Genomic DNA, 23,539 nt, shown 5'->3' on the forward strand with positions numbered 1-23,539 from the left:
TAGAGTGCCGGCCTGTCACGCCGGAGGTCGAGGGTTCGAGTCCCTTCTGGGTCGCCATAATATTGCTGGCATGGCTCAACGGTAGAGCAGCTGACTTGTAATCAGCAGGTTGTAGGTTCAATTCCTATTGCCAGCTCCATTAATTTAATAAATAAGGCCCCTTGGTCAAGCGGTTAAGACACCACCCTTTCACGGTGGTAACACGAGTTCGAGTCTCGTAGGGGTCACCAATAATATGGGAGCATAGCTCAGCTGGGAGAGCATCTGCCTTACAAGCAGAGGGTCACAGGTTCGATCCCTGTTGTTCCCACCATTTTTTTTTATTGGAGCTAAAAAGTAAGGTATACATTTTAAATGTATACCTTACTTTTTTACTTTCTTCTTGCTACATTTTTTCTTACTCTTATATCATCACCATAAAATTTATATAAGTTAAAATTCCCAAGTAATCTAGATGATATTCTTTCCGAGTATGTCTTTAAAATTAATTCTAGAGTAAAGTTTGTAGAAATAATCATTTTTTTACCTTTAAGAAGCTTTCTGTTTAATAAGTTAAATAATTCTCCCTTAGAAAATTCAGTCATAGGTTCAGTACCTAAGTCATCAATTATTAATAAGTCGCAATTTAACAGTAAATCTTCTAATTCATCATTATCTCTGTAACGTATTTCCTTTAAGTTTTCAATTAAATCTACTGCTGTTCTATATATAACTAAATATCCGTTGTCAAAAAGCTCTTTTGCAACACAATTAGCTAAAAAACTTTTCCCAGTTCCAGAATCACCGTAAAACAACAAGTTTTCATTTGTATTAGAAAAGTTATTTATAAAATTCCAGCAATTATTTGCTATTTTCTCCATGTTTTTTCTAGGGCTTTCAGGCTCATTTGGTCCTGCATTGGTAGAAAAGTATTCAAAACTAAAATTGTCAAAGTTATTAGTTTTAAGAAGAACATTTAATTCCGAGTTTTGATATAATATTCTTACTAAGTTATGTTTATAGCAACTACACTGAATATTGCCTATACGTCCAGTATCTTTACACTTAGTACATTTATAATGTAATTCTAGGTAATCTACAGAATATCCGCTAGAAACTAACAGCTCTGACTTTCTTATTCTTAATTCTGTTATTTTTTCCTTTTGACTATTTATATAAGAATTTATATCTTCTCTACCCCTTAATATATTTAAGGAAAGCTCTAAGGAAAGCTTTCCTACTTCTTTTTCCAATTTTATAACTTCGGGGAGTTTTTTTTCTATTTCTTCTCTTCTTTTTAAAAGAGCCTGTTCCTCTTGTGTCCTTATATTTTCATAAAGCTTAAGAACTTTTTCATGATAAACTTTAAGCATTATTTATCCCATCCTAACAATTTCTTTTCTAATTCATCAAAATTATAATTTCTTTGATCATAACTATTGAAACTATCCATTTTAACTTTGTAAGAACTATTCTTTTTAATAGTCTTTTTATTATCTTTCTTGTCTATATCTTCTAAGGTTTTAATACCGTCTCTTTGCCAACTATTTAAAATTCCATCTATATATTTAAAGTCAGCTTTATTTATTCGTTGAAAACATATATCACAAGCTCTATGTATTATATCCATGCTAAAGCCATATGTATATAACCACTTAGTTAGCATTTCTTCTTGAGGTTTCATTATTTCTCCATCTTTTATTCCTAAATAAGCTAGGATCTTTCTCATATTAGTCCATTTATTTTCATGTTTTTTTATAAAAGCTTGTGCATCCTCAATGGATTTTATATTAGCATCATACCAAGCAATTGCAATGGTTTCGATATATCGACAGTCAGTTTTGCCTTTAGAAACGCAATATTGAATTAGGAGAAGTATTACTTCAGGTAAAAATGCATAATCTTTAATCCAACCTATATACATAGTCATTTCCTTGCTAGAAAGAGGTCTTCCTAAAAGTTTTTCAATATCTTGAAGCATATCTTTAGTAGAGTTTTTATTTAATTCTTCAAGTAAGTTTATATTATTTTCATTTTCTGCTGATATAGAAGTTGTAATATCCAAAAATTCTATGGTATAGTTTCCCATATTATCTACAGGTATCATCTTCACAAGTCCTTCATCATTCCAATAACTCCAAGCATTAAGTACATCTGTTTCAAGTAAGTGTAGACTACTTGCCATTATACTGGAATTTACTCCAAGTTCTCCAGATACACAATATTTTAGCCCAAGAAGATATACTTTTACAAACTCTCCACGGGCTTTCGGCATGTACTTATCTATAAATATATTGCTTACAGGAGTATACTCGGAATGCTTATTTTTAAATACAAATGTACTCATTTATAAGCCTCCTAAAAATTCCTAATTATTTTACTTCAATTAATTATAACAAAGTATATTTATTATCTCAATAACAAATACTTGATAACTTAGCTAAAAAATAGGATATAACTATATTAAATAAATAATAAATAATAAATAATAATAAATTTATAAAAAACGCATATAATAAATAAAAATTGGTTAAAAATACATTAATATAGCATATAGGGAAAATAGAAAGGAAAATAGAGAATGAACAGAAAGTTAATAATTGCGGTGCTCTCAATAAGTATAACTTTTACTTCTACGGCTTATGTCATAAGCAGCAAGGAGTTATCAAAAGAAGCGAAGTATACCTCTAGTAGTACTATGCAAGAATCAGATATTAATATGGTTGAAGTTATATCTGTAAAATCAGATGGTAGAGAAGTTGCATTAGTTAAAGATAAATCTGAAATTAAAAAGTTGCTTGATATGGTAAAGGAAAAAGCTATAAAGGAAAGTGACGTAAAGGAAGTAGAGGAAGTAAAGCTAAATAGTAAAATTACATATGAACCAAAAAGAGTAAATTATTCAGAGATAAAGGACTTAACACATTATGTTTCAAATATAGTTACAGATCATGATAACAATTGGTCTATAAAGTTTGATATAAAGGGTTATAAAGAAGGAGATAAGTGGATACCAGTTTCAAGAGGAACTATTTCCTCTAGCTTCGGAGAAAGATGGGGAAGGATGCATAAAGGAATAGATATAGCGGCGCCTACGGGGACTCCTATATATGCGGTAAGAAAGGGAAAGGTTATATTTTCGGGGTGGCAAGATGGATATGGAAAAGTAATTAAGATAGATATAGGAGAGGACACTGTTATAATATATGGTCACTGTAGTGTTTTAAATGTTAATAAAAATGATTTGGTAGATGCAGGTGAGAAAATTGGAGAAGTAGGAAGCACGGGAAAGAGTACTGGACCTCATCTTCATTTTGAAGTAAGAAAAGATAATATTCCACAAAATCCGGAGCCGTATTTAAAAAAATATTAAAACAATGAACATTTTAATAATTTAGCGCTTTACAAATTTATCATGCTAAAGTATAATAAGTTTATAAATTTTAAAAGCATAGGGGGATTAATTATGAAGAAGAGATTTTTATTAGGAGCAGCAGCTTTGATATTAAGCTTTAGCATGATAGGATGTTCATCATCACAGGGAAGTAGCAGCAAGGAAGATAAATCTTTAGAAGCAATAAAGCAAAAGGGTGAGTTTGTTGTAGGACTTGATGATACATTTGCACCTATGGGATTCAGAGATGAAAAAGGTGAAATCGTAGGACTAGATATAGATTTAGCAAAAGAAGTAGCAAAGAGAATGGGAGTTAAGGCAGTATTCAAACCAGTTGAATGGGATGGAATAATAATGAGTTTAAATAATGAAGATATAGACCTTATATGGAATGGATTAAGTATTACTGAAAAGAGAAAAGAACAAATAAATTACTCAAGTCCATATATGCTTGATGGACAAGCTATTATAGTAAAGGGAAATTCAAGTATAAAATCTAAGAAAGATTTAAAGGGTAAAATAGTAGCATTACAAATGGGAAGTACTAGTGAAGATGCAGTACAAAAGGAGCCTGAAGTTTTAAATTCATTTAAAGAGTTAAAAAAATATGGAAATTATGCAGAGGCTCTTATGGATTTGCAAATAGGAAGAGTTGATGCAGTAGTTATTGATGAAATGGTAGGAAGATACTATATGACTAAAAAGCCAGGAGTATATACAGTATTAGATGAGGGCTTTGAAGCACAAGAAATGGGAATAGGATTTAGAAAATCAGATATAAGTTTTAAAAATGAAGTAAATAAAATCCTCGATGAGATGAAGGCTGATGGAACAGCTAAAAAGATATCAGAGAAGTGGCTTGGAAAGGATCTTATTGAAAAATAGAGGTGAAATAAATGGATAATCTTCAATCATCAGTACTATTCATATTAAAGGGAAGTATAGTAACAATTAAACTATTTTCTGTAATATTTTTATGTTCTATACCAGTTGCAGTAATATTATCACTTATGAAGGTTTCAAATAATAAAATACTAAAAGGAATAATTGGAGTTTATACATGGGTGTTTAGAGGAACACCCCTTTTACTCCAATTGTTTTTTGTATACTTTGGCCTTCCAGTTGCAGGAGTGAAATTATCTCGTTTTACGGCAGCATCAATTGCTTTTATATTAAATTATTCAGCATATTTTACAGAAATATTTAGAGCTGGAATTCAGTCTATAGATAAAGGACAATATGAGGCAGCAAGGGCTTTAGGAATGAGTTATTCACAAATTATGAGAAGAATTATAATACCGCAAGCAGTAAAAAGAGTAATACCTGCTACTTGTAATGAGAGTGTAAGTTTAGTAAAAGATACAGCACTAGTAGCAACCATAGGTATGGAAGAGTTATTAAGAGCAGCTAAGCAAATTCTTTCAAGAGATTTTACTATTACACCTTTTTTTATAGCAGCATTTATATACTTGATATTAACTTCCATAGTAGTGATATTTTTCAAGAATGTGGAAAAAAAATACTCTGTTTTTGAGTAAATTTTCAATTATTTTATTGACTTTATTTTTTTTTAGATATATACTTTGACTATCAAAATATTTGAATATCAAATAGTAAGGAGGGGAGCTTATGAATATTCCTCCTTTGCAAATTGGAGATCTAACCTTAAAAGTTCCTATTATACAAGGGGGCATGGGAATAGGAGTTTCCTTGTCAACTCTTGCAGCAGCAGTAGCAAATGAAGGAGCTTTAGGAGTAATTTCTGGGGTGCAGATAGGATTTAGAGAGGAAGACTTTAAATCTAATAGCAAAGAGGCTAATATTAGAGCTTTAAGAAAAGAAATAAGAAGAGCTAAAGAACTAAGTCCAAAGGGAGTTATAGGGCTAAACCTAATGGTAGCTATGAATAATTACGAGGACATGGTAAAAACAGCAGTAGAAGAAAAAATAGATATTATAATATCAGGAGCAGGATTACCAACTGTCTTGCCAAAGCTTGTAAAAGGAAGCACTACTAAAATAGCACCTATAGTTTCATCAGCTAAGGCAGCTAGAGTTATATTAAAGTTATGGGGGGAAAAACATAATTATATCCCAGATTTAATAGTACTAGAAGGACCTAAGGCAGGAGGACATCTTGGCTTTAAGAGAGATGAACTAGAAGTTATAGAAAAATATGATTTAAAGAATATATTAAAGGAAGTACTGGATACTGTAAGTGAATATGAATCTAAGCATAATTGTAAGATACCTGTTGTAGCAGCAGGGGGAGTATATTCAGGAAAAGATATAGCAGAACTTTTAAGTATTGGAGCTTCTGGAGTGCAAATGGGTACTAGATTTATAGGAACCTATGAATGTGATGCTCATGAAAATTACAAAAAAGCATTTATAGAAAGTAAAAAGGAAGATATAGAAATAATTCAAAGTCCAGTTGGAATGCCAGGAAGAGCTATAAAAAATTCATTTATAAAAAGTGTAAGTGAAGAAAGACCTAAAATAGATAAATGTTATAATTGTTTAAGAAAATGTGACCCTAAAACTACCATATATTGCATATCTAATGCATTAATGGAGGCGGTTAAGGGAAACATTGAAAATGGGTTAATATTTACTGGAAGTAATGGGTATAAAATAACTAAATTAACTACGGTAAAAGAACTCATAAATGATCTTATTAAGGAAGTGATGGAGTATGAGCAAGTCAATTAGCATACTAAATGAGTTACTGGTGGAATTGTTCAATGACATCCTCACTATAGAGCAAAATGCATTACAATCTGGAGAGTTTAAGGATTTATCTGTAACTGAAATACATACTATAGATGCAATAGGTATGTATAGTAAAAGAACTATGTCTGAAGTTGCACAAGAATTAAGGATTACTGTAGGAACTCTAACAACTGCAATTAATCATTTAGTAAGAAAGGGCTATGTAGAAAGAAATAGATCAGAGGAAGATAGAAGAAATGTATATATAAGCCTTACTAAAAGAGGAAAGCTTGCCTATAGAATTCATCAAAAGTTTCATTTAGATATGGTTAAAAGTACCATATCAGGACTTAAGGATGAAGAGGAAAGAGTTCTTATGGATTCTCTTGAAAAATTAAATACTTTCTTTAAAAGTCATTACGACATAAAAAATTAAAAGAAGGAGACGTAATTAAATGAATGAGGTAGAAATTATAGCAACAGGTAGCTATGTTCCAGAGAGAATAGTTACTAATAAAGAGCTTTCTGAATTCGTAGATACAAATGATGAGTGGATAAGAAGTAGAACTGGTATATCCGAAAGAAGAGTTTCAATTAATGAAAATACGTCAGATATTGCAGCAAAGGCAGCACTTAATGCCTTAAAAAGTTCTAACTTATCTGCTGAAGACATTGATCTCATAATAGTTGCTACAGTTACACCGGATTGTTACACTCCTTCTACTGCATGTATTGTTCAGGAAAAAATAGGAGCAAGTAAAGCAACTTGTTTTGATATTTCAGCAGCTTGTTCAGGATTTATATTTGGATTAAATATCGCATCTCAATTTATAAAAACAGGGGCTGTAAACAATGCATTGGTAATAGGAGCAGAAACACTATCAAAAATTTTAAACTGGAATGATAGAGGTACCTGTATATTATTTGGTGATGGAGCTGGTGCAGCTATTGTAAGAAAAAGCGAAAAACAAGGCATAATAAGCTTTCATACTGGATCAGATGGAACAGGTGGCAAGTTTTTAAGTTGTACTGCTGCACCTTTAAAGATAAATAATGAATACTTTAATGAAAAGCTTAAGGGATCTTATGAAAATTTAATTCATGAAGAATTATTTTTATCCATGGAAGGTAAAGAAGTTTTTAAGTTTGCGGTAAGGGCTATGAATGAAACAATTAAAGAATTATTAAAATCAAATAACTTAACCATTGATGATGTAGATTATGTAATTCCACATCAAGCTAATTTAAGGATAATAGAGCATGTTGGAAAGAAACTAAATATAGATAAGAATAAATTTTACGTAAATTTACACAAATATGGAAATACATCTGCAGCAAGTATTGCAATAGCACTAGATGAAGCAAATAAAAGTAATCTTATTAAAAAAGAAGATAAATTGATATTAGTAGGATTTGGCGGAGGACTTACTTGGGGTGGAACTTTAATAAAATGGGCTATATAAATAAGTATATTTAAATTTGAGGAGGGTATTAAAATGATTTTTGAAAAAATAAAAAATATTATTGTAGAACAATTAAATGTAGAAGAGGAAGGCCTAACTTTAGAAACTAGTTTTGAGGAATTAGGAGTAGATTCACTAGACCTTTTCCAAATAGTTATAGAAATTGAAGAAGAATTCAATCTTCAAATAGAAGATGCAGAAGCAATAAAAACTATAGGCGATGCAGTTAAATTTGTAGAAAGCAAAATAGAAGAATAAAATAAGGCCTTTTACTATTAAAATTTGGGAGGTCGATTATGAATAGTAATAAATTTTGTGAAATGATAGGTATAGAATATCCAATTATCCAAGGGGCTATGGCGTGGATAGCAGATAGTACTTTAGCTGCTGCTGTATCTAATGCGGGAGGACTTGGAATAATCGCTACTGGCAATATGCCTATAGAACTTGTAAAAGAAGAAATAAGAAAAGCAAAAGAGCTTACAGATAAGCCATTTGGAGTTAATATAATGCTTTTAAGTCCAAATGCTGAAGAAGTTGCAAAGATAGTTTGTGAAGAGAAAATAAAAGTGGTAACTACAGGGGCAGGAAGTCCAGGAAAGTATATGGAAATGTGGAAGAGCCACGATATAAAGGTTATTCCAGTAGTAGCTTCAGTAGCACTTGCAAAAAGAATGGAAAAAGCAGGTGCAGATGCAATTATAGCAGAAGGATGCGAATCAGGTGGCCATGTAGGAGAGCTTACGACTATGTCATTAGTGCCACAGGTAGTAGATGCTGTAAATGTTCCTGTAATTGCAGCAGGTGGAATTGGTGATAAAAGAGGAGTAGCAGCAGCTTTTATGCTTGGAGCAGTAGCAGTACAAGTAGGAACAAGATTCTTAGCTGCTAGGGAATGTAATATACATGAAAATTATAAGCAAAAGGTTTTAAATGCTAAAGATATAGATACTGTAGTTACAGGAAGAAGTACAGGTCATCCTGTAAGAGTACTTAGAAATAAACTTACAAGAAGGTTTCAAATTTTAGAAAAAGAAAATGGTCCTTCTGAAGAATTTGATAAACTAGGAAAAGGTGCATTAACAAAGGCAGTTAAAGAGGGAGATTTAGATAATGGATCCTTTATGGCAGGCCAAATTGCTGGACTAATAAATAAAGAGGAAACCTGTAAAGAAATAATAGAGGAAATGTTTGATTTAGTAAGTTTAGTAGAAAAGATTAATAAAGATATAAGATAGATAAAGAGGAGATAAGTATGAGTAATTCAAGTAAAGTAGCTTTCATTTTTCCAGGACAGGGAGCTCAATATATAGGAATGGGTAAAGATTTATATGAGAATTATCCTAAGTGTAGGGAAGTATTTCAAGAGGCAAGTTATGCTTCGGGTTTTGACATGGCAAAGTTATGTTTTGAGGGTCCTGAGGAAAAATTAAACAGTACAGAATTTACTCAACCAGCTATTTTAACTGTAAGTATTGCAGCATTAAAGCTATTAGAAGAAGAAGGAATAAAACCTGACATAGTAGCGGGATTAAGCCTTGGTGAATACTCAGCACTAGTTACGGCAGGAGCAATTAAGTTTAAAGATGCAGTAGCTTTAGTAAAAAAAAGAGGAAGATTTATGCAAGATGCTGTTCCTAATGGAATAGGTGGAATGGCTGCAGTATTAAAACTTGATGAAAAACAAATTTATGAAGTATGTGAAATAGCTAAGGAAAAAGGCATAGTAGAACCAGCTAACTTTAATTGTCCTGGCCAAATAGTAATTGCCGGGGAAATGGAAGCTTTAAGTTATGCTTGTGAAATAGCTAAGGAAAAGGGAGCATTAAGAACTGTAATGCTTCCTGTAAGTGGACCTTTCCATAGTTCTATGCTAAAAGGAGCGGCAGATAAGCTTTATGAGGAACTACAAAATTTAGAAATATCAAAGCCTAATGTACCTGTTATAACAAATGTTACAGGGGAATATATGAATGAAGATAGTATAAGAGAAACATTAAGACTTCAAGTTATGACTTCTGTAAAATGGGAACATAGTACAAGAAAAATGATAGAAGAAGGTGTAGAGTCCTTTATAGAAATTGGACCTGGAAAAACCTTAAGTTCTTTTGTAAAGAAAATAGATAGAAAATTAAAAACTATTAATTATGGAGCATGATAAATTGCTCCATTATAACTTAAAAAAGGAGTTGTTAGTTTGAATAGGGCATTGGAAGGAAAGGTTGCTATAGTTACTGGAGGAAGTAGAGGCATAGGAAAGGCAATATGCTTTAAACTTGCAAGCCTTGGAGCTAATATAGTAATTAACTATAGAAGTAGTAATAATTTAGAAGAACTAGTTGAAGAAATCAAAGCCATGAACGTAGAATGTATTGCTATTAAAGGAGACATAAGTGATTTTAATGAATCAGAAGTCATAATAAAGGAAACAATAAATAAGTTTGGAAGAATAGATATTCTTGTAAATAATGCAGGTATAACTTTAGATGGATTAATCATGAGAATGAAGGAAGAAGACTTTGATAATGTTATAAATGTGAACTTAAAGGGTGCATTTAATTGTATTAGACATGTATCTTCTATAATGGTTAAGCAAAGATATGGTAAAATAATAAATATGTCTTCTGTGGTAGGGATTACAGGAAATGCAGGTCAAGCAAACTATGCTGCTGCAAAGGCAGGAATAATAGGTCTTACTAAAAGTGTAGCTAGAGAACTAGCATCAAGAGGGGTAAATGTAAATGCAATAGCACCTGGATTTATAGAAACCGATATGACAAGTGGCTTATCAGATAAGGTTAAAGAGGAGTCAATAAAGGGTATACCACTTAAGAGATTTGGAAAAGCAGAAGATGTAGCAGAGTTAGTGGCGTTTTTAGCTTCTGATAGTGCTTCGTATATAACAGGTCAGGTTATAAATGTAGATGGAGGAATGGTGATATAGCTTGGAAAATAGAGTAGTAATTACAGGGATGGGAGCTATAACTCCCCTAGGAAATAATGTTAAAGATTTTTGGAATGGTTTAAAAGAAGGAAAGTGTGGAATAGATTTTATAAAAGCATTTGACACAGAAAATTTTAAGTCTAAATTAGCAGCAGAGGTTAAAGACTTTAAACCAGAAGATGTAATTGATAAAAGAGAAGCTAAAAGAATGGATAGGTATTCACAGTTTGCAGTGGCAGCTGCTGAAGAAGCTATGAAAGATTCAAAGCTTGATTTAGAAGCTATAAATAAGGATAGACTTGGAGTAGTTGTAGGTTCTGGAATAGGTGGAATAGACACTGTTGAAAAGCAACATGGAAATCTTGTAGAAAAGGGACCGGGTAGAGTACATCCATTATTTATACCAATGATTATAAGTAATATGGCAGCAGGAAATATTGCTATAAGATTTGGAGCAAGAAATATATGTACAACAGTTGTTACTGCTTGTGCCACAGGTACAAATGCCATTGGTGAAGCATTTGAAATGATAAAATCAGGAAGAGCAGATGTAATAATAGCAGGAGGAACAGAAGCATCTATAACTCCTCTTTCAGTAGCAGGATTTATAACATTAACTGCTTTAAGTAAAAGTGCAGATCCAAGTAGAGCGTCAATACCGTTTGATAAGGAAAGAGCAGGATTTGTAATGGGAGAAGGAGCAGGAATAGTTATTATAGAATCCTTAGAACATGCATTAAAAAGAGGAGCAAATATATATGGTGAAGTAGTTGGCTATGGTTCAACTTGTGATGCTTATCATATAACATCTCCAGCACCAGGAGGAGAAGGTGCTGCAAGAGCCATGAAAATGGCGTTAAAAGAAGCTAATATTAAACCAGAAGAGGTTTCTTATATTAACGCTCATGGAACTGGAACAGAAGTTAATGATAAACTTGAAACAGCAGCAATAAAACTAGTATTTGGTGACAAGGTTAAGGAAGTACCGGTAAGTTCCACTAAATCTATGACAGGGCATCTTTTAGGAGCAGCAGGTGCGGTAGAAGCTATAGCTTGTATAAAAGCTATGGAAGATAGTTTTATACCTCCAACCATTGGATATAAAGTTTTTGATGAAGAATGCGATTTAGATTGTGTTCCAAATAAGGGAAGAGAAAAAGAACTTGAATATACAATGTCAAACTCATTAGGTTTTGGTGGACATAATGCAGTTATTTTATTTAAAAAATGGAGTGATAAGTAATGGATTTTAAGGGAATTACTGAACTTATTAAGGTAATGAGTAGTTCTAATATAAAACTTCTTGAGGTTCAAGAAAATGGAATATCAATAAAGATGGAAAAGGATTCACAAGGTATAGTTATTAAAAATGAAGCACCTGTAGTCAATTCATCAAGCTATGATATTCTTGATGAGGAAGTAAGTAGAGATTTAGCTGTGGAAAAAAAGGAAACAGTGAATGATGAAAATATATATACTATTATTTCGCCTATAGTGGGTACTTTTTATAGTTCACCATCACCAGATAAAGATGCTTTTATAAAAGAAGGAAAAGAAGTAAAGATAGGTGATACTATTTGTATCATTGAAGCAATGAAGCTTATGAATGAGATACAAAGTGAAGTAAATGGTGAGGTAATAGAAGTTCTTATAAGAGATGGAGAAATGGTTGAATACGGCCAAGAAATAGTAAAAATAAAAAAGCTTTAATATATAAGTAACCTAGGAGGCTATTATGGAAGGTTTAGATATAAGAAGTATTATGGAAACAATTCCTCATAGATATCCATTTTTGTTTTTAGATAAAATAGAGGAATTAGAACCAGGTAAAAGAGTAGTAGGAATAAAAAATGTTACCATGAATGATAACTTTTTTCAAGGTCACTTTCCAGGCAATCCTGTTATGCCAGGAGTGCTTATAATTGAAGCTTTAGCCCAAGCTGGTGCTGTAGCAGTTTTAAGTCTTGAGGAATTTAAGGGCAAAACTCCATATTTTGCAGGAGTTAATAAGGCTAGATTCAGAAAAAAGGTTGTACCAGGAGATACTTTAAAGCTTCAAGTAGAACTTACTAAATTAAGAGGAAATTTTGGTGTTGGAGATGCCGTTGCATTAGTAGATAATGAGAAAGTAGCGGAAGCCGAAATTATGTTTATGATAGGGTGATTATATGTTTAAGAAAATATTAATAGCAAATAGAGGAGAAATTGCAGTAAGAATAATAAGAGCATGTAGAGAAATGGGAATAGAAACTGTTGCAGTTTATTCCACTGCAGATAAAGATGCCCTACATGTTCAAATGGCAGATGAAGCAGTTTGCATTGGACCTCCTGCGTCAAAGGATAGTTACTTAAATGTAAAGAATATTTTAAGTGCTACAGTACTTACCGGTGCAGAAGCAATACATCCTGGATTCGGATTTTTATCTGAAAATAGCAAATTTGCACAAATGTGCAGCGAATGTAACATAACATTTATAGGCCCTGATGCTGAAACCATAGACTCTATGGGTAATAAATCCAATGCCAGAAAAATGATGATAGAATCAGGAATCCCTGTAATCCCTGGAGTAGAAGAAAAAATTACGGAAGAAAATATAAAGGATATAGCAAATAATATAGGATATCCAGTTATGATTAAGGCATCAGCAGGCGGTGGCGGAAGAGGAATAAGAATTGTAAGGGAAGAAAAAGAATTATTGGATGCGTTTTTTGCAGCAAGAGAAGAATCCAGGGTAGCCTTTGGAGATGATGATGTATATGTAGAAAAATATATAGAAAATCCTAGGCATATAGAAATTCAAATTCTTGCAGATAACTACGGAAATGTGGTATATCTAGGAGAAAGAGATTGTTCTATTCAAAGAAGAAATCAAAAGGTTTTAGAAGAAGCTCCAAGTCCAATAATGACTGAAGAATTAAGAAGTAAAATGGGAGAGGCAGCTGTAAAAGCAGCTAAATATGTAAATTATAAAAATGCCGGAACCATAGAATTTTTAGTAGATAAACACATGAATTTTTATTTTATGGAGATGAATACAAGAATACAAGTGGAACATCCTATAACTGAATTTATTACTGGGGTAGATTTGATAAAAGAGCAAATTAAAATAGCATCAGGAGAGAAATTGAAATTTTCACAAGAAGATGTTGAAATAAAAGGGCATTCTATAGAATTTAGAGTAAATGCAGAGGACCCTTCGAAAAACTTTATGCCATGTCCAGGGAGAATAGATGGATTATTTATGCCAGGGGGATTGGGCGTAAGGGTAGATAGTGCAATATACGAAGGATATACCATTTCTCCATATTATGATTCAATGATAGGAAAACTTATTGTATATGGAAAAGATAGAAATGAAGCTATAAATAAAATGAGAAGAGCATTAGGTGAATTTTTGATAGAAGGACTTACAACTAATATAGAGTATGCCTTTAAGATCATTGATAATGAGGAGTTTAGTAAAGGAAACTATGATACAGGATTTGTAAGTAGAAACCTAATGTAGGAGATGATTTTGGTGTTTAAAGGATTATTTAAAAAGACTAAATATATAACCGTAAGTACTCAAAATTTAAATACATCAGTAAATGATAAAGAGGAACAAAAACCTAATATTCCAGGAGGAATGTGGGAAAAGTGTGAAAAGTGCGGGCAAATAATATATATCAATGATTTAAAGGAAAATAATAAAGTATGTAGCTTTTGTAAGTATCATTTTAAGATGCCTGCATATGAAAGAATAGAATCTATTTTAGATGAAGGAAGCTTTCAAGAGTTAAATAAGGATATAAGAACCTTAAATCCATTGGATTTCAAGGGGTATGAAGAAAAGGTAGAATCTTTAAAGAGTACTACAGGACTTAACGAAGCTGTTGTCACAGGAATAGGAAGTATAAATGAAGAAAGTGTTGTAGTTTGTGTTATGGATAGCAGATTTTTGATGGCAAGCATGGGATCTGTAGTAGGAGAAAAGCTTACAAGGGCAATTGAATTTGCGACTAAAGAAGGATTACCTCTTATAATTTTCACAGCATCAGGTGGTGCTAGAATGCAGGAGGGAATGTTTTCTCTAATGCAGATGGCTAAGGTTAATTCAGCGCTAGCAAGATTTAAGGAAAAGGGATTACTATATATATCTGTAATTACAAATCCTACAACAGGAGGAGTTACTGCTAGTTTTGCAATGGTGGCAGATATAGTAATTGCAGAACCAGGAGCACTTATTGGTTTTGCAGGAAAAAGGGTTATTGAACAAACCGTTAATGAAAAGCTTCCAGAAGGATTTCAAACAGCTGAGTTTATGTTAAAACGTGGATTTATAGATAAAATAGTCCACAGAAAAAATTTAAGAAATGCATTAGGGTATTTAGTAAAAGTTCATAAAGGTAATCACATTAGGGGTATTAATAACATTGAAAACAATGAAGACAGTAAGGAAAGTGCTGAAGAATATAATGAATTAACGGCTTGGGAAAAGTTAAATCTTGTAAGAAAAGCTAATAGACCTACTGCTCTTCACTATATAGATAATATATTTGATAATTTTGTGGAAATGCATGGAGACAGATACTTTGGAGATGATGGATGCATAATAGGTGGAATAGCTACTATAAATGGCATGCCTTTTACAGTAATAGCTCAGCAAAAGGGTAGGGATTTAAAAGAAAATATAAAAAGAAATTTTGGAATGCCAAATCCTGAAGGATATAGAAAGGCACTAAGGCTCATGAAACAAGCTGAAAAGTTTAAAAGACCTATTATTTGTTTTGTAGATACACCAGGGGCTTATCCAGGTATAGGGGCAGAAGAAAGAGGTCAGGGAGAAGCTATAGGAAGCAGTATTTTAGAAATGAGCCAGATCAAGTCTCCTATTATTTCTATATTAATAGGAGAAGGTGGAAGTGGAGGAGCTTTAGCTTTATCAGTAGCTGATGAAGTATGGATGCTTGAAAATGCCATTTACTCTATATTATCCCCTGAAGGATTTGCAAGTATATTATGGAAGGACTCTTCAAGAGCTGAAGAAGCTTCAGAGATAATGAAAATAACTGCACAAAACTTAAAAGAGTTTAAAATAATAGATAAAATATTAAGAGAGCCATCAGGAGATGCCTCAACAGATGTAGAAGGTTTATCTGAAGAGTTAAAGGTAAATTTAATAAGCAAAATTAATAAATTACTTTTATTATCAGATGAAGAGTTGTTACAAAAAAGATATGATAAATTTAGAAATATGGGTGTTTATTCAGAAGTTTAATTTATTAGGGAGTAATGCAATATAAGATTGTATTACTCCTTAGTGATTTATGGAAGTAATTTTTCTATATCTATTACTCCAGCACCTTGTATCCACCTTGAAATGTTTAGCATATTACAAGATATTTTTAAAAGAGAAGTAACGTCTTTAAATGTAAGATCGGGATTACTTTCAAATAATAAAGCACAAAGCCCTGATATATAGGCTGCTGCACAGGAAGTACCAGTATATGTGATATAGGGGTCATCTAAAGACTTAGGATATATACGCCTGTTATTACGTTCAGATATATAGTTTATATTAGAATTTAGAGAACATATATCTACACAAGATGCAGATAAGTTAGGTTTATCTAATTTACCTACAGGTCCTGAAGATGAATTAGCATAAGCCTTTAAATCATCAGAAGAGGCATCAATTCCGCCTACAGTTATACAATTTGATAAAGTTGCTATACCTCTTATAGAACATTCTATGTTTCCATTATGCCCAGAAGGGACAACAATAACTATTTCATTATCAATTGCCTTTTGAAATAACTTAGAGAATAAGGAAAGTATAAATTCATTGTTTTCATGAAGTTCACAAGGTAAGCATATGACCTTTATGTTATAAATATCCTTTTCTTCTATTAGCTTATTTAAAGAAAATAATATATCAGATACATAACCTTTTCCTAAGTCATCAAAGGCTTTTATACAATATAAATTGCTATTAATAGCTACCCCCCGATAAATCCCTTTAGATGCAGAACCATTGCCACATAATATGCCACTTATAAAGGTCCCGTGTCCATTATCATCATATGGATGCTTATATTGATTTATCAAATCAATAAAGCACTTAATTCTATTATAAGGATTTACTAAATCTGCATGTGGATAAACTCCACTGTCAATTAAGCCAATGGTAATTCCTTTTCCAGTAAGCTTATGATTACTTTGTAAAGCACATCCATTTGACTTTAATATGCTTTTAGCACAAAGAAAAGCTATTGTATCTAAGCTTATATAACTTATACTAGGAAATTCCAATAGTCTTTCTATTGCATTAGGAGATAAATTAGCTACAATACAATTTATATTAGGAAGTGAATGAATAACATGGCCTCTATAGCTTTTTATTTTCCCCTCTATTTTTTCTTGAAATAGCTTACAATGAATGATAACTCTTAAGCTTTTATAAAGCTTATTTTTTACAAGTACCTTTAAATCAGGGCTTAATTTACTTTTAAAAAAATGCATAGTAAGGTACTCCTTAAAATTTATTCCATTATATATTATAGTAGGGAAAGGGCATATATGTGATAAAAACTATATAAATTTTTAAAATAAATACTTAGGAGGCACAAAATGCACCTCCCAAGTATTTAACATTTCCATTTAAATATAATAATTCCTATAATCATAACTCCAACTCCAATTATTTTTGTTAAGCCAAATTTAATTTGTGTGGAATCAAAGAGCCCAAAGGCATCTATGATGGCAGCTGCAGTTAACTGTGCTACTAATATGGTTGCAATTGAGCAGGTAGGACCAAGTGATTTTATTCCCATCATAACTGTATATATTATTATTACACCTAGTATTCCACCAGTAAGATATAACTTATTTGCTTCACGTAAGTTTTTAAAACTACCACTTCCTGAAATTAGAAGCGCTATTAAAGTAACAATTAATCCTGTACCTTGAACAAATACGTTTGTTTCCCAAATGCCTATTTTTTCACCAAGTCTTGTATTGAATACTCCTTGAAAGCTCATAGCTATTCCTGCAATTATTGAAAAAATTACTCCTAGCATAATTAATTGATCACTCTCCTCTTTTTTTTAGTGTAACCAAAGGAGAATGTAATTATAAAAAAAAGAAGCAGTTAAAAACTACCTCTTAGTATCCAATAACCTGCCTTTGATGATTTATAAAATTTTTTTTATGATAACCTTTTTCAATATCTTCATCTGTAAACCTTAAATATTTTCCTAATAAAAGAAAGTCTTCAAATAAAGTTTGATAATGGTCTTTAGAAGGGCAAATTATAAAGTCATTTACATCTATATACAAATTTGTGAATTTATCTGTTATATCTGCCTGTAGGCTAACATCAGGTATAGTAAGTGATACATCAGTATAGTTTTTTTCAAGGCCTATTGTTAATATAAAATGAAGACAATCTACATATTCTTCCAAGATAACATCTTTTGAAGATGGACCTTTAGTACTCCAATATTTAAAGCAACGCGTTTCATTAGCAAGCTCTGCTATTTCAACTTGAAGTGCAAGTAACTTTTGCGGCAAAAGAGGTTTATCTTGAAGATTATGTTGGTTTATTATATACTCATCCAGCTTTTTTTGCATTACAAAAAGATTTTTAAGATTCATATTGTAAGGCCGCCTTTCTATATACTCTTCTTAAGATTTTAGTTACATAATATATTTTATATAAACTTCTTAAAAAGTTAAAGATACAGCAATCGGTTACATAAAAAAAAATTTATATATACGTGGAAAATGGATTAAATGAAATGTGAAAACGATTTTCTTCAGTCAAATCACTAATAAATAAAAGAAACACCGAAAATCGGTGTTTCTTAACTTCACATTAGGTTAATAAAACCTTATAAATAGGAATAACAAGTATACTTAGTAATGTGCTAATTGCAACCATAACAGCTGCATATTTATAGTCTGCATCATAAATTCTCGACATAATAGCTGTATTAGTCATGGCAGGCATTGCAGCTTGTATAGTAAATACGTTTTTCATTAGGGGAGGAAGTGGATAAATAAGAATAATAAGAAGAACTAATATAGGGGAAATTACAAAGCGGCCTAAGAGAGCTCCAATCATATCTTTATCCACTTTAATTCCTTTTAAATCTACATAATAAATAGTATTACCTATAAAAATCATAGATAAAGGTGTAGTGATATTTCCTAAATATCTACAGCTATCTAATATAAAGCTTGGAAGTTTAATTCCTAAAAGAATTAATATTATTGCCGAGGAAAAGCCTAAAAGTGGAGGAGAAATTATTCTCTTTAATGTAGCTTTAGAAAATAACTTAGTTCCGCCAATTTTTCCATCTTTACTTATTTCATAAACTCCGATTGTCCAAAAAAATGTAGTATTTGCTATATAATATAAAAGTACATAAGGAACACTTTGTTCTCCAAAGAGAGCTAGATTCACAGGAAGTCCCATATAAATAGTATTTGATACAAAGAATATAGATTGAAATGTTCCCTGTCTTCCCTTTCTTACTCTAAATACACGGCAAAAGACCTTAGCACAAAGATAAGATAAAGCGATAGAGGCAAAGGGAACAAATAGCCCCTTGCCAGCATCTAAAAGTTTTGCCTTGTCGAAGTTAGTCATTAAGTTATTTATCATCATAGTAGGAAGCCCTATATTGGTAATTAATTTTGCAAAAACCTTAGCATTTTCTTCATCAATCCATTTTTTATGTGTAAGAAAATACCCAAGTGCTATCATTATTACTATGCTAAATACACTTCCTAAGGCATCTAAAAAAGCCATTAAACTACCCCTTTAAAAGTTATTTATTAAAATTCAGCAGAACCTGTAGTTCTTGGATAAGGTATAACATCTCTAATGTTAGAAATTCCAGTGATGTACATTATTATTCTTTCAAAGCCTAAGCCAAATCCAGCGTGTTTAGTACCACCATACTTTCTAAGCTCTAAATACCACCAGTAATCTTCCTTTTTAAGTCCAAGTTCTTCCATTCTTTCTTCAAGTACTTGAAGACGTTCTTCTCTTTGGCTTCCACCTATTATTTCTCCAATGCCAGGAACAAGTAAATCAGCAGCAGCAACTGTTCTATTATCATCGTTTAATCTCATATAAAAGGCCTTTATATCCTTTGGATAATCAGTAACAAATACAGGTTTTTTAAATATTTTTTCTGTTAAATATCTTTCGTGCTCAGTTTGTAGGTCTATTCCCCATTCAACTGGATATTCAAAGCTTTCTCCACAATTTTTAAGAAGTTCTACAGCTTCAGTATAGGAAATTCTTTTAAACTCTGAACTCACTACATTATTTAATCTTTCAAATAAACCTTCATCTACAAAGTTATTAAAGAACTCCATTTCTTCAGGAGCATTTTCCATCACATAGTTAATCACATATTTAACCATATCCTCAGCTAAATCCATGTCATCTTGTAAGTCTGCAAAGGCCATTTCAGGCTCGATCATCCAAAATTCAGCTGCATGTCTTGCAGTATTAGAATTTTCAGCTCTAAATGTAGGGCCAAAGGTATATACATTTCTAAAAGCTAATGCATAGGTTTCAGCAGATAACTGACCGCTTACTGTAAGATTTGATTCTTTGCCAAAAAAGTCCTGTGAAAAATCTATAAGACCATCTTCAGTTTTAGGAATGTTATTTAAATCCAAAGTGGTAACTTTAAACATTTCTCCTGCACCTTCGCAGTCGCTGCCAGTAATTATTGGAGTATGAACATATACAAAGGCTCTTTCATTAAAGAACTTATGTATAGCAAAGGCAGCTAGTGAACGTACTCTAAATACTGCAGAGAACATATTACTTCTTGGTCTTAAGTGTGCTATAGTTCTTAAAAATTCAACAGTATGTCTTTTCTTTTGTAAAGGATAATCGGAAGATGAAAGTCCTTCAATTATTATCTTTGAAGCATGTAATTCAAAAGCTTGCTTTGAATTAGGTGTAGCCACTACTTTTCCTTCTACTGTTAAGGATGAGCTTATAGCAAGTTTTGTAATTTCTGCAAAGTTATCAAGCTTATCATCAAATACTATTTGGACGTTTTTAAAAAAACTTCCATCATTTAATTCTATAAAACCAAATGTTTTAGAGTTTCTTTGAGTTCTTATCCATCCAGATATGCTAACTTCTTTGTCTGTAAACTTTTCTGTTTCTCTGTAAAGTTGTTTAATTAATATATTTTCCATATTTATCCTCCCTGTATCTAATTATATTATGTAAAAATTTATTTATATGTTATAAATAATTTGTAAAAATAAAAAAAGACTTTCATCCTAAAGGGACGAAAGTCTTATATTCGCGGTACCACCCAATTTGCCAAAAGGCCTCTTAACTATATAGAAAAATCTATATGCCAACTATAAGGTGTTGGGAACCTCTAAGCCTACTTTTATGTAAAATTTCGGTTAGAAACTCAAGGATGTTCTTCTGTAAAGGCCTCACACTGATCTTACACCATCATCAGCTCGCTTTGGTTATATCCGATACATACTCTTCCTATCATAGTTTTTATATATTATTATATCTAATAATTATAATAATTCAAATATTTTCTGTCAAGGTAAAGTTTAATAAGATTATTTATTTAAACCAGTTATCAACTTCATGTAATATTTTAAAATTAGTCAAATCATAATGAAGTGGAGTAATAGTTACGTAACCATTATTAAAATAAAATTTATCAGTACCTTCCCCTATATTACCATTTAAGGTACCTCTTAAGAGTACTGAAATTTCATTGCTTTCAGTAGTTGATTCTAAATAATAATTGTCATAAGTTTTATCACCTATGGGGCAAACCTTTATTCCTTTAATATCTTCTTCCTCAATACAAGGTACATTTACATTTAAAACTAAATCTTTATAAATTCCATTTTTAATTGCTATATCTAAAATTTTAGGTGCAAATTTTGCAGCTATATCATAGCAAAGTTTATCTTTGCGGACTTCCGAAGAAATAGCTATTGAAGGAATTTTGTAAATAGCAGCTTCTATTGCAGCAGATACAGTTCCAGAATAAAGTACATCAGTTCCTAGGTTAGTTCCTAAGTTTATTCCTGATATAACCATATCAAAGTTATCACTTGCAAGCTTATCTATTGCAACTCTTACACAATCTGCAGGAGTACCGCTTATGCTATATGCCTTTGATGAGATTCCTTCCAAACTTACTGGTCGTATTATAATAGGACTTTCAATTGTTATAGAATGCCCAGTTGCACTTTTTTGAGCATCTGGAGCTGCTATTATAAGCTCATGTTCCTTTTCTAATTCTTTTGCTAAGGCAAGTAATGCTGAGGATTGTATGCCATCGTCGTTAGTAAGTAATAATTTCATAGTTACCTCCTAAAAATATATTAAAGAATATATTAATATAATTAATTACGCTATTTATTATTTATTATATATTAATATTATATATTTATATATAAATTATTATCTACAAAATTTTTGTGAAATATTTGAATTATTATATTCAAAAAAACATCTATAGCAATAAAAAAGATTAAATTTTTATAAATTGTTTGATATAATTTTAATTATAATAAATAAACAGGAGGAAAGAATATGGGGGAGTTTTTAACTAATACCATTGGTCAAGTAAATAATATATTATGGTCTTATGTATTAATTGCAGTTCTTGTAGGCGTGGGTTTATACTTTGGTTTTATAACAAGATTTGTTCAAATAAGATATTTTAAAACCATGTTTAAACTTTTAGGAGAAGGTGCAGGAAAGGCTATAACACAAAAAAATAAAAATCATGTCTCATCATTTCAAGCATTTTGTATAAGCACAGCTTCAAGAGTTGGAACAGGTAATATGGCCGGGGTAGCAATTGCTATTGCCGCTGGAGGCCCTGGAGCAGTATTTTGGATGTGGGTTATAGCAATCATAGGAGGAGCATCTAGTTTTGTAGAAAGTACATTAGCACAAATTTATAAGGTTAAGGATGGTAATGGAGGATATAGAGGTGGCCCTGCATATTATATGGAACAAGGGTTAAATAAGAGATGGCTTGGTATAATATTTTCCATTCTTATAACAGTAAGTTTTGGATTAGTTTTTAATTCAGTACAAGCCAATACCATATCTGTGGCTTTTGAAGGAGCTTTTGGCGTCAATAAGCTTATAGTAGGCATAGGGCTAATAATTTTAACATCTATTATTATATTTGGAGGAGTAAAAAGAATAGCACAAGCTGCAGAAGCTATAGTACCTGTAATGGCAGTGGCATATGTATTAATGGCATTATTTGTAGTCATAAGAAACATAAATTTAGTACCACATATGTTTAATCTTATAGTTACTAGCGCTTTTGGCATAAGACCTTTTGTGGGAGCTGCCATAGGTACCACTATTATGATGGGAATAAAAAGAGGATTGTTTTCAAATGAAGCAGGTATGGGAAGTGCTCCTAATGCAGCTGCAACTGCAGAGGTTACTCATCCTGTAAAACAGGGATTTATACAAACACTTGGAGTATATACAGATACCATTTTAATATGTAGTTGTACAGCATTTATAATACTTCTTTCAGGGGTTTATACTGAGCCTAATTTAACAGGAATACAGCTTACTCAAAAGGCTTTGAGCTCACAGGTAGGAAGTTGGGGCAATACATTTATAGCAATATGTATATTTTTATTTGCCTACAGCTCTATAATTGGAAATTACTATTATGGAGAAACAAATATTGAATTTATTAAGGCAAATAAGGGATGGCTTTTGGCATATAGAATAGCAGTACTTGGCATGGTTATATTTGGAACAGTAGCTAAAGTACAAATAGTTTGGGATATGGCTGATTTATTTATGGCATTTATGGCACTTATAAATCTAGGTGCTATTGCTATGCTTGGTAAAGTAGCTTTTGCTGCATTAAAGGATTACGAAGTTCAATTTAAACAAGGAAAGGATCCTCATTTTAATAAAAATAGCATTCCTAATTTGGAGAATATTGAATGTTGGGATAAATAAAATATACAAAAGTTTATAAGTTTAAAAGGCATGCAGTGTA

24 protein-coding genes, 3 tRNA genes and 1 other annotated feature are annotated in these 23,539 nt (G+C 31.7%); of the genes, 19 read left to right on the top strand and 8 right to left on the bottom strand.

From position 1 onward, the window contains the following. Nucleotides 1-64 precede the first annotated feature (64 nt). From CRN98_RS12180 to CRN98_RS12190, 3 genes are all read left to right on the top strand, one after another. Nucleotides 65-139 (top strand) — tRNA-Thr (locus tag CRN98_RS12180). A 16-nt stretch (nt 140-155) separates the two neighbouring features. Continuing rightward, nucleotides 156-230, top strand: a tRNA-Glu gene (locus tag CRN98_RS12185). Nucleotides 231-237: 7 nt separating this feature from the next. Further along, nucleotides 238-313: transfer RNA gene (locus CRN98_RS12190), tRNA-Val, on the top strand. A 58-nt stretch (nt 314-371) separates the two neighbouring features. On the opposite strand, the gene CRN98_RS12195 is transcribed toward CRN98_RS12190, so the two are convergent. Further along, nucleotides 372-1,352, bottom strand: coding sequence for an ATP-binding protein (locus tag CRN98_RS12195; protein WP_097027704.1), 981 nt, complete (start codon nt 1,350-1,352; stop codon nt 372-374). Next, the gene (locus CRN98_RS12200; RefSeq protein ID WP_097027705.1) at nt 1,352-2,326 is read right to left on the bottom strand and encodes a DnaD domain protein; all 975 of its coding nucleotides are present in this window, start codon (nt 2,324-2,326) and stop codon (nt 1,352-1,354) included. Before CRN98_RS12200 ends, CRN98_RS12195 begins: the two co-directional genes overlap by 1 nt. A 234-nt stretch (nt 2,327-2,560) precedes the next feature. Here CRN98_RS12200 and CRN98_RS12205 point away from each other — a divergent pair, with 234 nt between their 5' ends. The 15 genes from CRN98_RS12205 to CRN98_RS12275 all read left to right on the top strand — a co-directional run bounded on the left by CRN98_RS12205 (nt 2,561) and on the right by CRN98_RS12275 (nt 15,750). After that, the gene (locus CRN98_RS12205) at nt 2,561-3,352 is read left to right on the top strand and encodes a M23 family metallopeptidase (RefSeq protein WP_097027706.1); all 792 of its coding nucleotides are present in this window, start codon (nt 2,561-2,563) and stop codon (nt 3,350-3,352) included. 90 nt (nt 3,353-3,442) lie between these two features. Further along, nucleotides 3,443-4,258 carry an amino acid ABC transporter substrate-binding protein gene (locus CRN98_RS12210; RefSeq protein WP_423237101.1) on the top strand — a complete coding sequence of 272 codons (816 nt, stop codon included), beginning with the start codon at nt 3,443-3,445 and terminating at the stop codon, nt 4,256-4,258. Nucleotides 4,259-4,269: 11 nt separating this feature from the next. Next, complete coding sequence (locus CRN98_RS12215) at nt 4,270-4,911, top strand: amino acid ABC transporter permease (protein WP_097027708.1); 642 nt, start codon at nt 4,270-4,272, stop codon at nt 4,909-4,911. Nucleotides 4,912-5,002: 91 nt separating this feature from the next. Continuing rightward, nucleotides 5,003-6,085, top strand: coding sequence for an NAD(P)H-dependent flavin oxidoreductase (locus tag CRN98_RS12220; RefSeq protein WP_097027709.1), 1,083 nt, complete (start codon nt 5,003-5,005; stop codon nt 6,083-6,085). Beyond that, the gene (locus CRN98_RS12225; RefSeq protein ID WP_097027710.1) at nt 6,069-6,521 is read left to right on the top strand and encodes a MarR family winged helix-turn-helix transcriptional regulator; all 453 of its coding nucleotides are present in this window, start codon (nt 6,069-6,071) and stop codon (nt 6,519-6,521) included. The genes CRN98_RS12220 and CRN98_RS12225 overlap by 17 nt, the downstream gene beginning before the upstream one ends. 19 nt (nt 6,522-6,540) lie before the next feature. Next, nucleotides 6,541-7,548, top strand: a complete 1,008-nt coding sequence (locus tag CRN98_RS12230; RefSeq protein WP_097027711.1) for a beta-ketoacyl-ACP synthase III — start codon at nt 6,541-6,543, stop codon at nt 7,546-7,548. A 33-nt stretch (nt 7,549-7,581) separates the two neighbouring features. Beyond that, nucleotides 7,582-7,806 carry an acyl carrier protein gene (locus tag CRN98_RS12235; protein ID WP_097027712.1) on the top strand — a complete coding sequence of 75 codons (225 nt, stop codon included), beginning with the start codon at nt 7,582-7,584 and terminating at the stop codon, nt 7,804-7,806. Nucleotides 7,807-7,844: 38 nt separating this feature from the next. Beyond that, nucleotides 7,845-8,786, top strand: a complete 942-nt coding sequence (gene fabK, locus CRN98_RS12240; protein WP_097027713.1) for an enoyl-[acyl-carrier-protein] reductase FabK — start codon at nt 7,845-7,847, stop codon at nt 8,784-8,786. A 17-nt stretch (nt 8,787-8,803) separates the two neighbouring features. Beyond that, on the top strand, nt 8,804-9,706 hold the full coding sequence (gene fabD, locus CRN98_RS12245) for an ACP S-malonyltransferase (protein ID WP_097027714.1): 903 nt from the start codon (nt 8,804-8,806) through the stop codon (nt 9,704-9,706). Between the two features lie 39 nt (nt 9,707-9,745). Beyond that, nucleotides 9,746-10,492: a 3-oxoacyl-[acyl-carrier-protein] reductase gene (gene fabG / locus CRN98_RS12250; RefSeq protein ID WP_097027715.1), complete on the top strand. Its 747-nt coding sequence runs from the start codon at nt 9,746-9,748 to the stop codon at nt 10,490-10,492. Nucleotide 10,493: 1 nt separating this feature from the next. Then, the gene (gene fabF, locus CRN98_RS12255; protein WP_097027716.1) at nt 10,494-11,735 is read left to right on the top strand and encodes a beta-ketoacyl-ACP synthase II; all 1,242 of its coding nucleotides are present in this window, start codon (nt 10,494-10,496) and stop codon (nt 11,733-11,735) included. Beyond that, entirely contained in the window at nt 11,735-12,202 is a 468-nt protein-coding gene (gene accB, locus CRN98_RS12260; RefSeq protein ID WP_097027717.1) for an acetyl-CoA carboxylase biotin carboxyl carrier protein, read from the top strand. The genes fabF and accB overlap by 1 nt, the downstream gene beginning before the upstream one ends. A gap of 22 nt (nt 12,203-12,224) precedes the next feature. Continuing rightward, a complete protein-coding gene (gene fabZ, locus CRN98_RS12265; RefSeq protein ID WP_179632127.1) occupies nt 12,225-12,656 on the top strand; it encodes a 3-hydroxyacyl-ACP dehydratase FabZ in 432 nt (143 codons plus the stop codon). Nucleotides 12,657-12,660: 4 nt separating this feature from the next. Then, nucleotides 12,661-13,998, top strand: coding sequence for an acetyl-CoA carboxylase biotin carboxylase subunit (locus CRN98_RS12270; RefSeq protein ID WP_097027719.1), 1,338 nt, complete (start codon nt 12,661-12,663; stop codon nt 13,996-13,998). A gap of 3 nt (nt 13,999-14,001) precedes the next feature. Next, a complete protein-coding gene (locus CRN98_RS12275) occupies nt 14,002-15,750 on the top strand; it encodes an acetyl-CoA carboxylase carboxyltransferase subunit alpha (RefSeq protein ID WP_097027720.1) in 1,749 nt (582 codons plus the stop codon). 47 nt (nt 15,751-15,797) lie between these two features. Here the strand turns inward: CRN98_RS12275 and CRN98_RS12280 are convergent, their stop codons facing one another. From CRN98_RS12280 to surE, 6 genes are all read right to left on the bottom strand, one after another. Further along, on the bottom strand, nt 15,798-16,994 hold the full coding sequence (locus CRN98_RS12280) for a S8 family serine peptidase (protein ID WP_097027721.1): 1,197 nt from the start codon (nt 16,992-16,994) through the stop codon (nt 15,798-15,800). 125 nt (nt 16,995-17,119) lie between these two features. Further along, a complete protein-coding gene (locus tag CRN98_RS12285) occupies nt 17,120-17,551 on the bottom strand; it encodes a DMT family transporter (protein ID WP_097027722.1) in 432 nt (143 codons plus the stop codon). Nucleotides 17,552-17,636: 85 nt separating this feature from the next. Further along, nucleotides 17,637-18,128 carry a dUTP diphosphatase gene (locus tag CRN98_RS12290; protein ID WP_097027723.1) on the bottom strand — a complete coding sequence of 164 codons (492 nt, stop codon included), beginning with the start codon at nt 18,126-18,128 and terminating at the stop codon, nt 17,637-17,639. Between the two features lie 220 nt (nt 18,129-18,348). Continuing rightward, nucleotides 18,349-19,287 carry an AEC family transporter gene (locus CRN98_RS12295; RefSeq protein WP_097027724.1) on the bottom strand — a complete coding sequence of 313 codons (939 nt, stop codon included), beginning with the start codon at nt 19,285-19,287 and terminating at the stop codon, nt 18,349-18,351. Nucleotides 19,288-19,313: 26 nt separating this feature from the next. Continuing rightward, on the bottom strand, nt 19,314-20,705 hold the full coding sequence (asnS, locus tag CRN98_RS12300; RefSeq protein ID WP_097027725.1) for an asparagine--tRNA ligase: 1,392 nt from the start codon (nt 20,703-20,705) through the stop codon (nt 19,314-19,316). Between the two features lie 88 nt (nt 20,706-20,793). Beyond that, nucleotides 20,794-21,031, bottom strand: a binding site (T-box leader). Between the two features lie 68 nt (nt 21,032-21,099). After that, a complete protein-coding gene (surE, locus tag CRN98_RS12305) occupies nt 21,100-21,855 on the bottom strand; it encodes a 5'/3'-nucleotidase SurE (protein ID WP_097027726.1) in 756 nt (251 codons plus the stop codon). Nucleotides 21,856-22,086: 231 nt separating this feature from the next. Here surE and CRN98_RS12310 point away from each other — a divergent pair, with 231 nt between their 5' ends. Beyond that, on the top strand, nt 22,087-23,499 hold the full coding sequence (locus CRN98_RS12310) for an alanine/glycine:cation symporter family protein (RefSeq protein ID WP_097027727.1): 1,413 nt from the start codon (nt 22,087-22,089) through the stop codon (nt 23,497-23,499). Nucleotides 23,500-23,539 lie beyond the last annotated feature (40 nt).

The sequence above is a fragment of the Clostridium peptidivorans genome (genome assembly GCF_900205925.1).
Lineage (GTDB): Bacteria > Bacillota > Clostridia > Clostridiales > Clostridiaceae > Clostridium_AK > Clostridium_AK peptidivorans.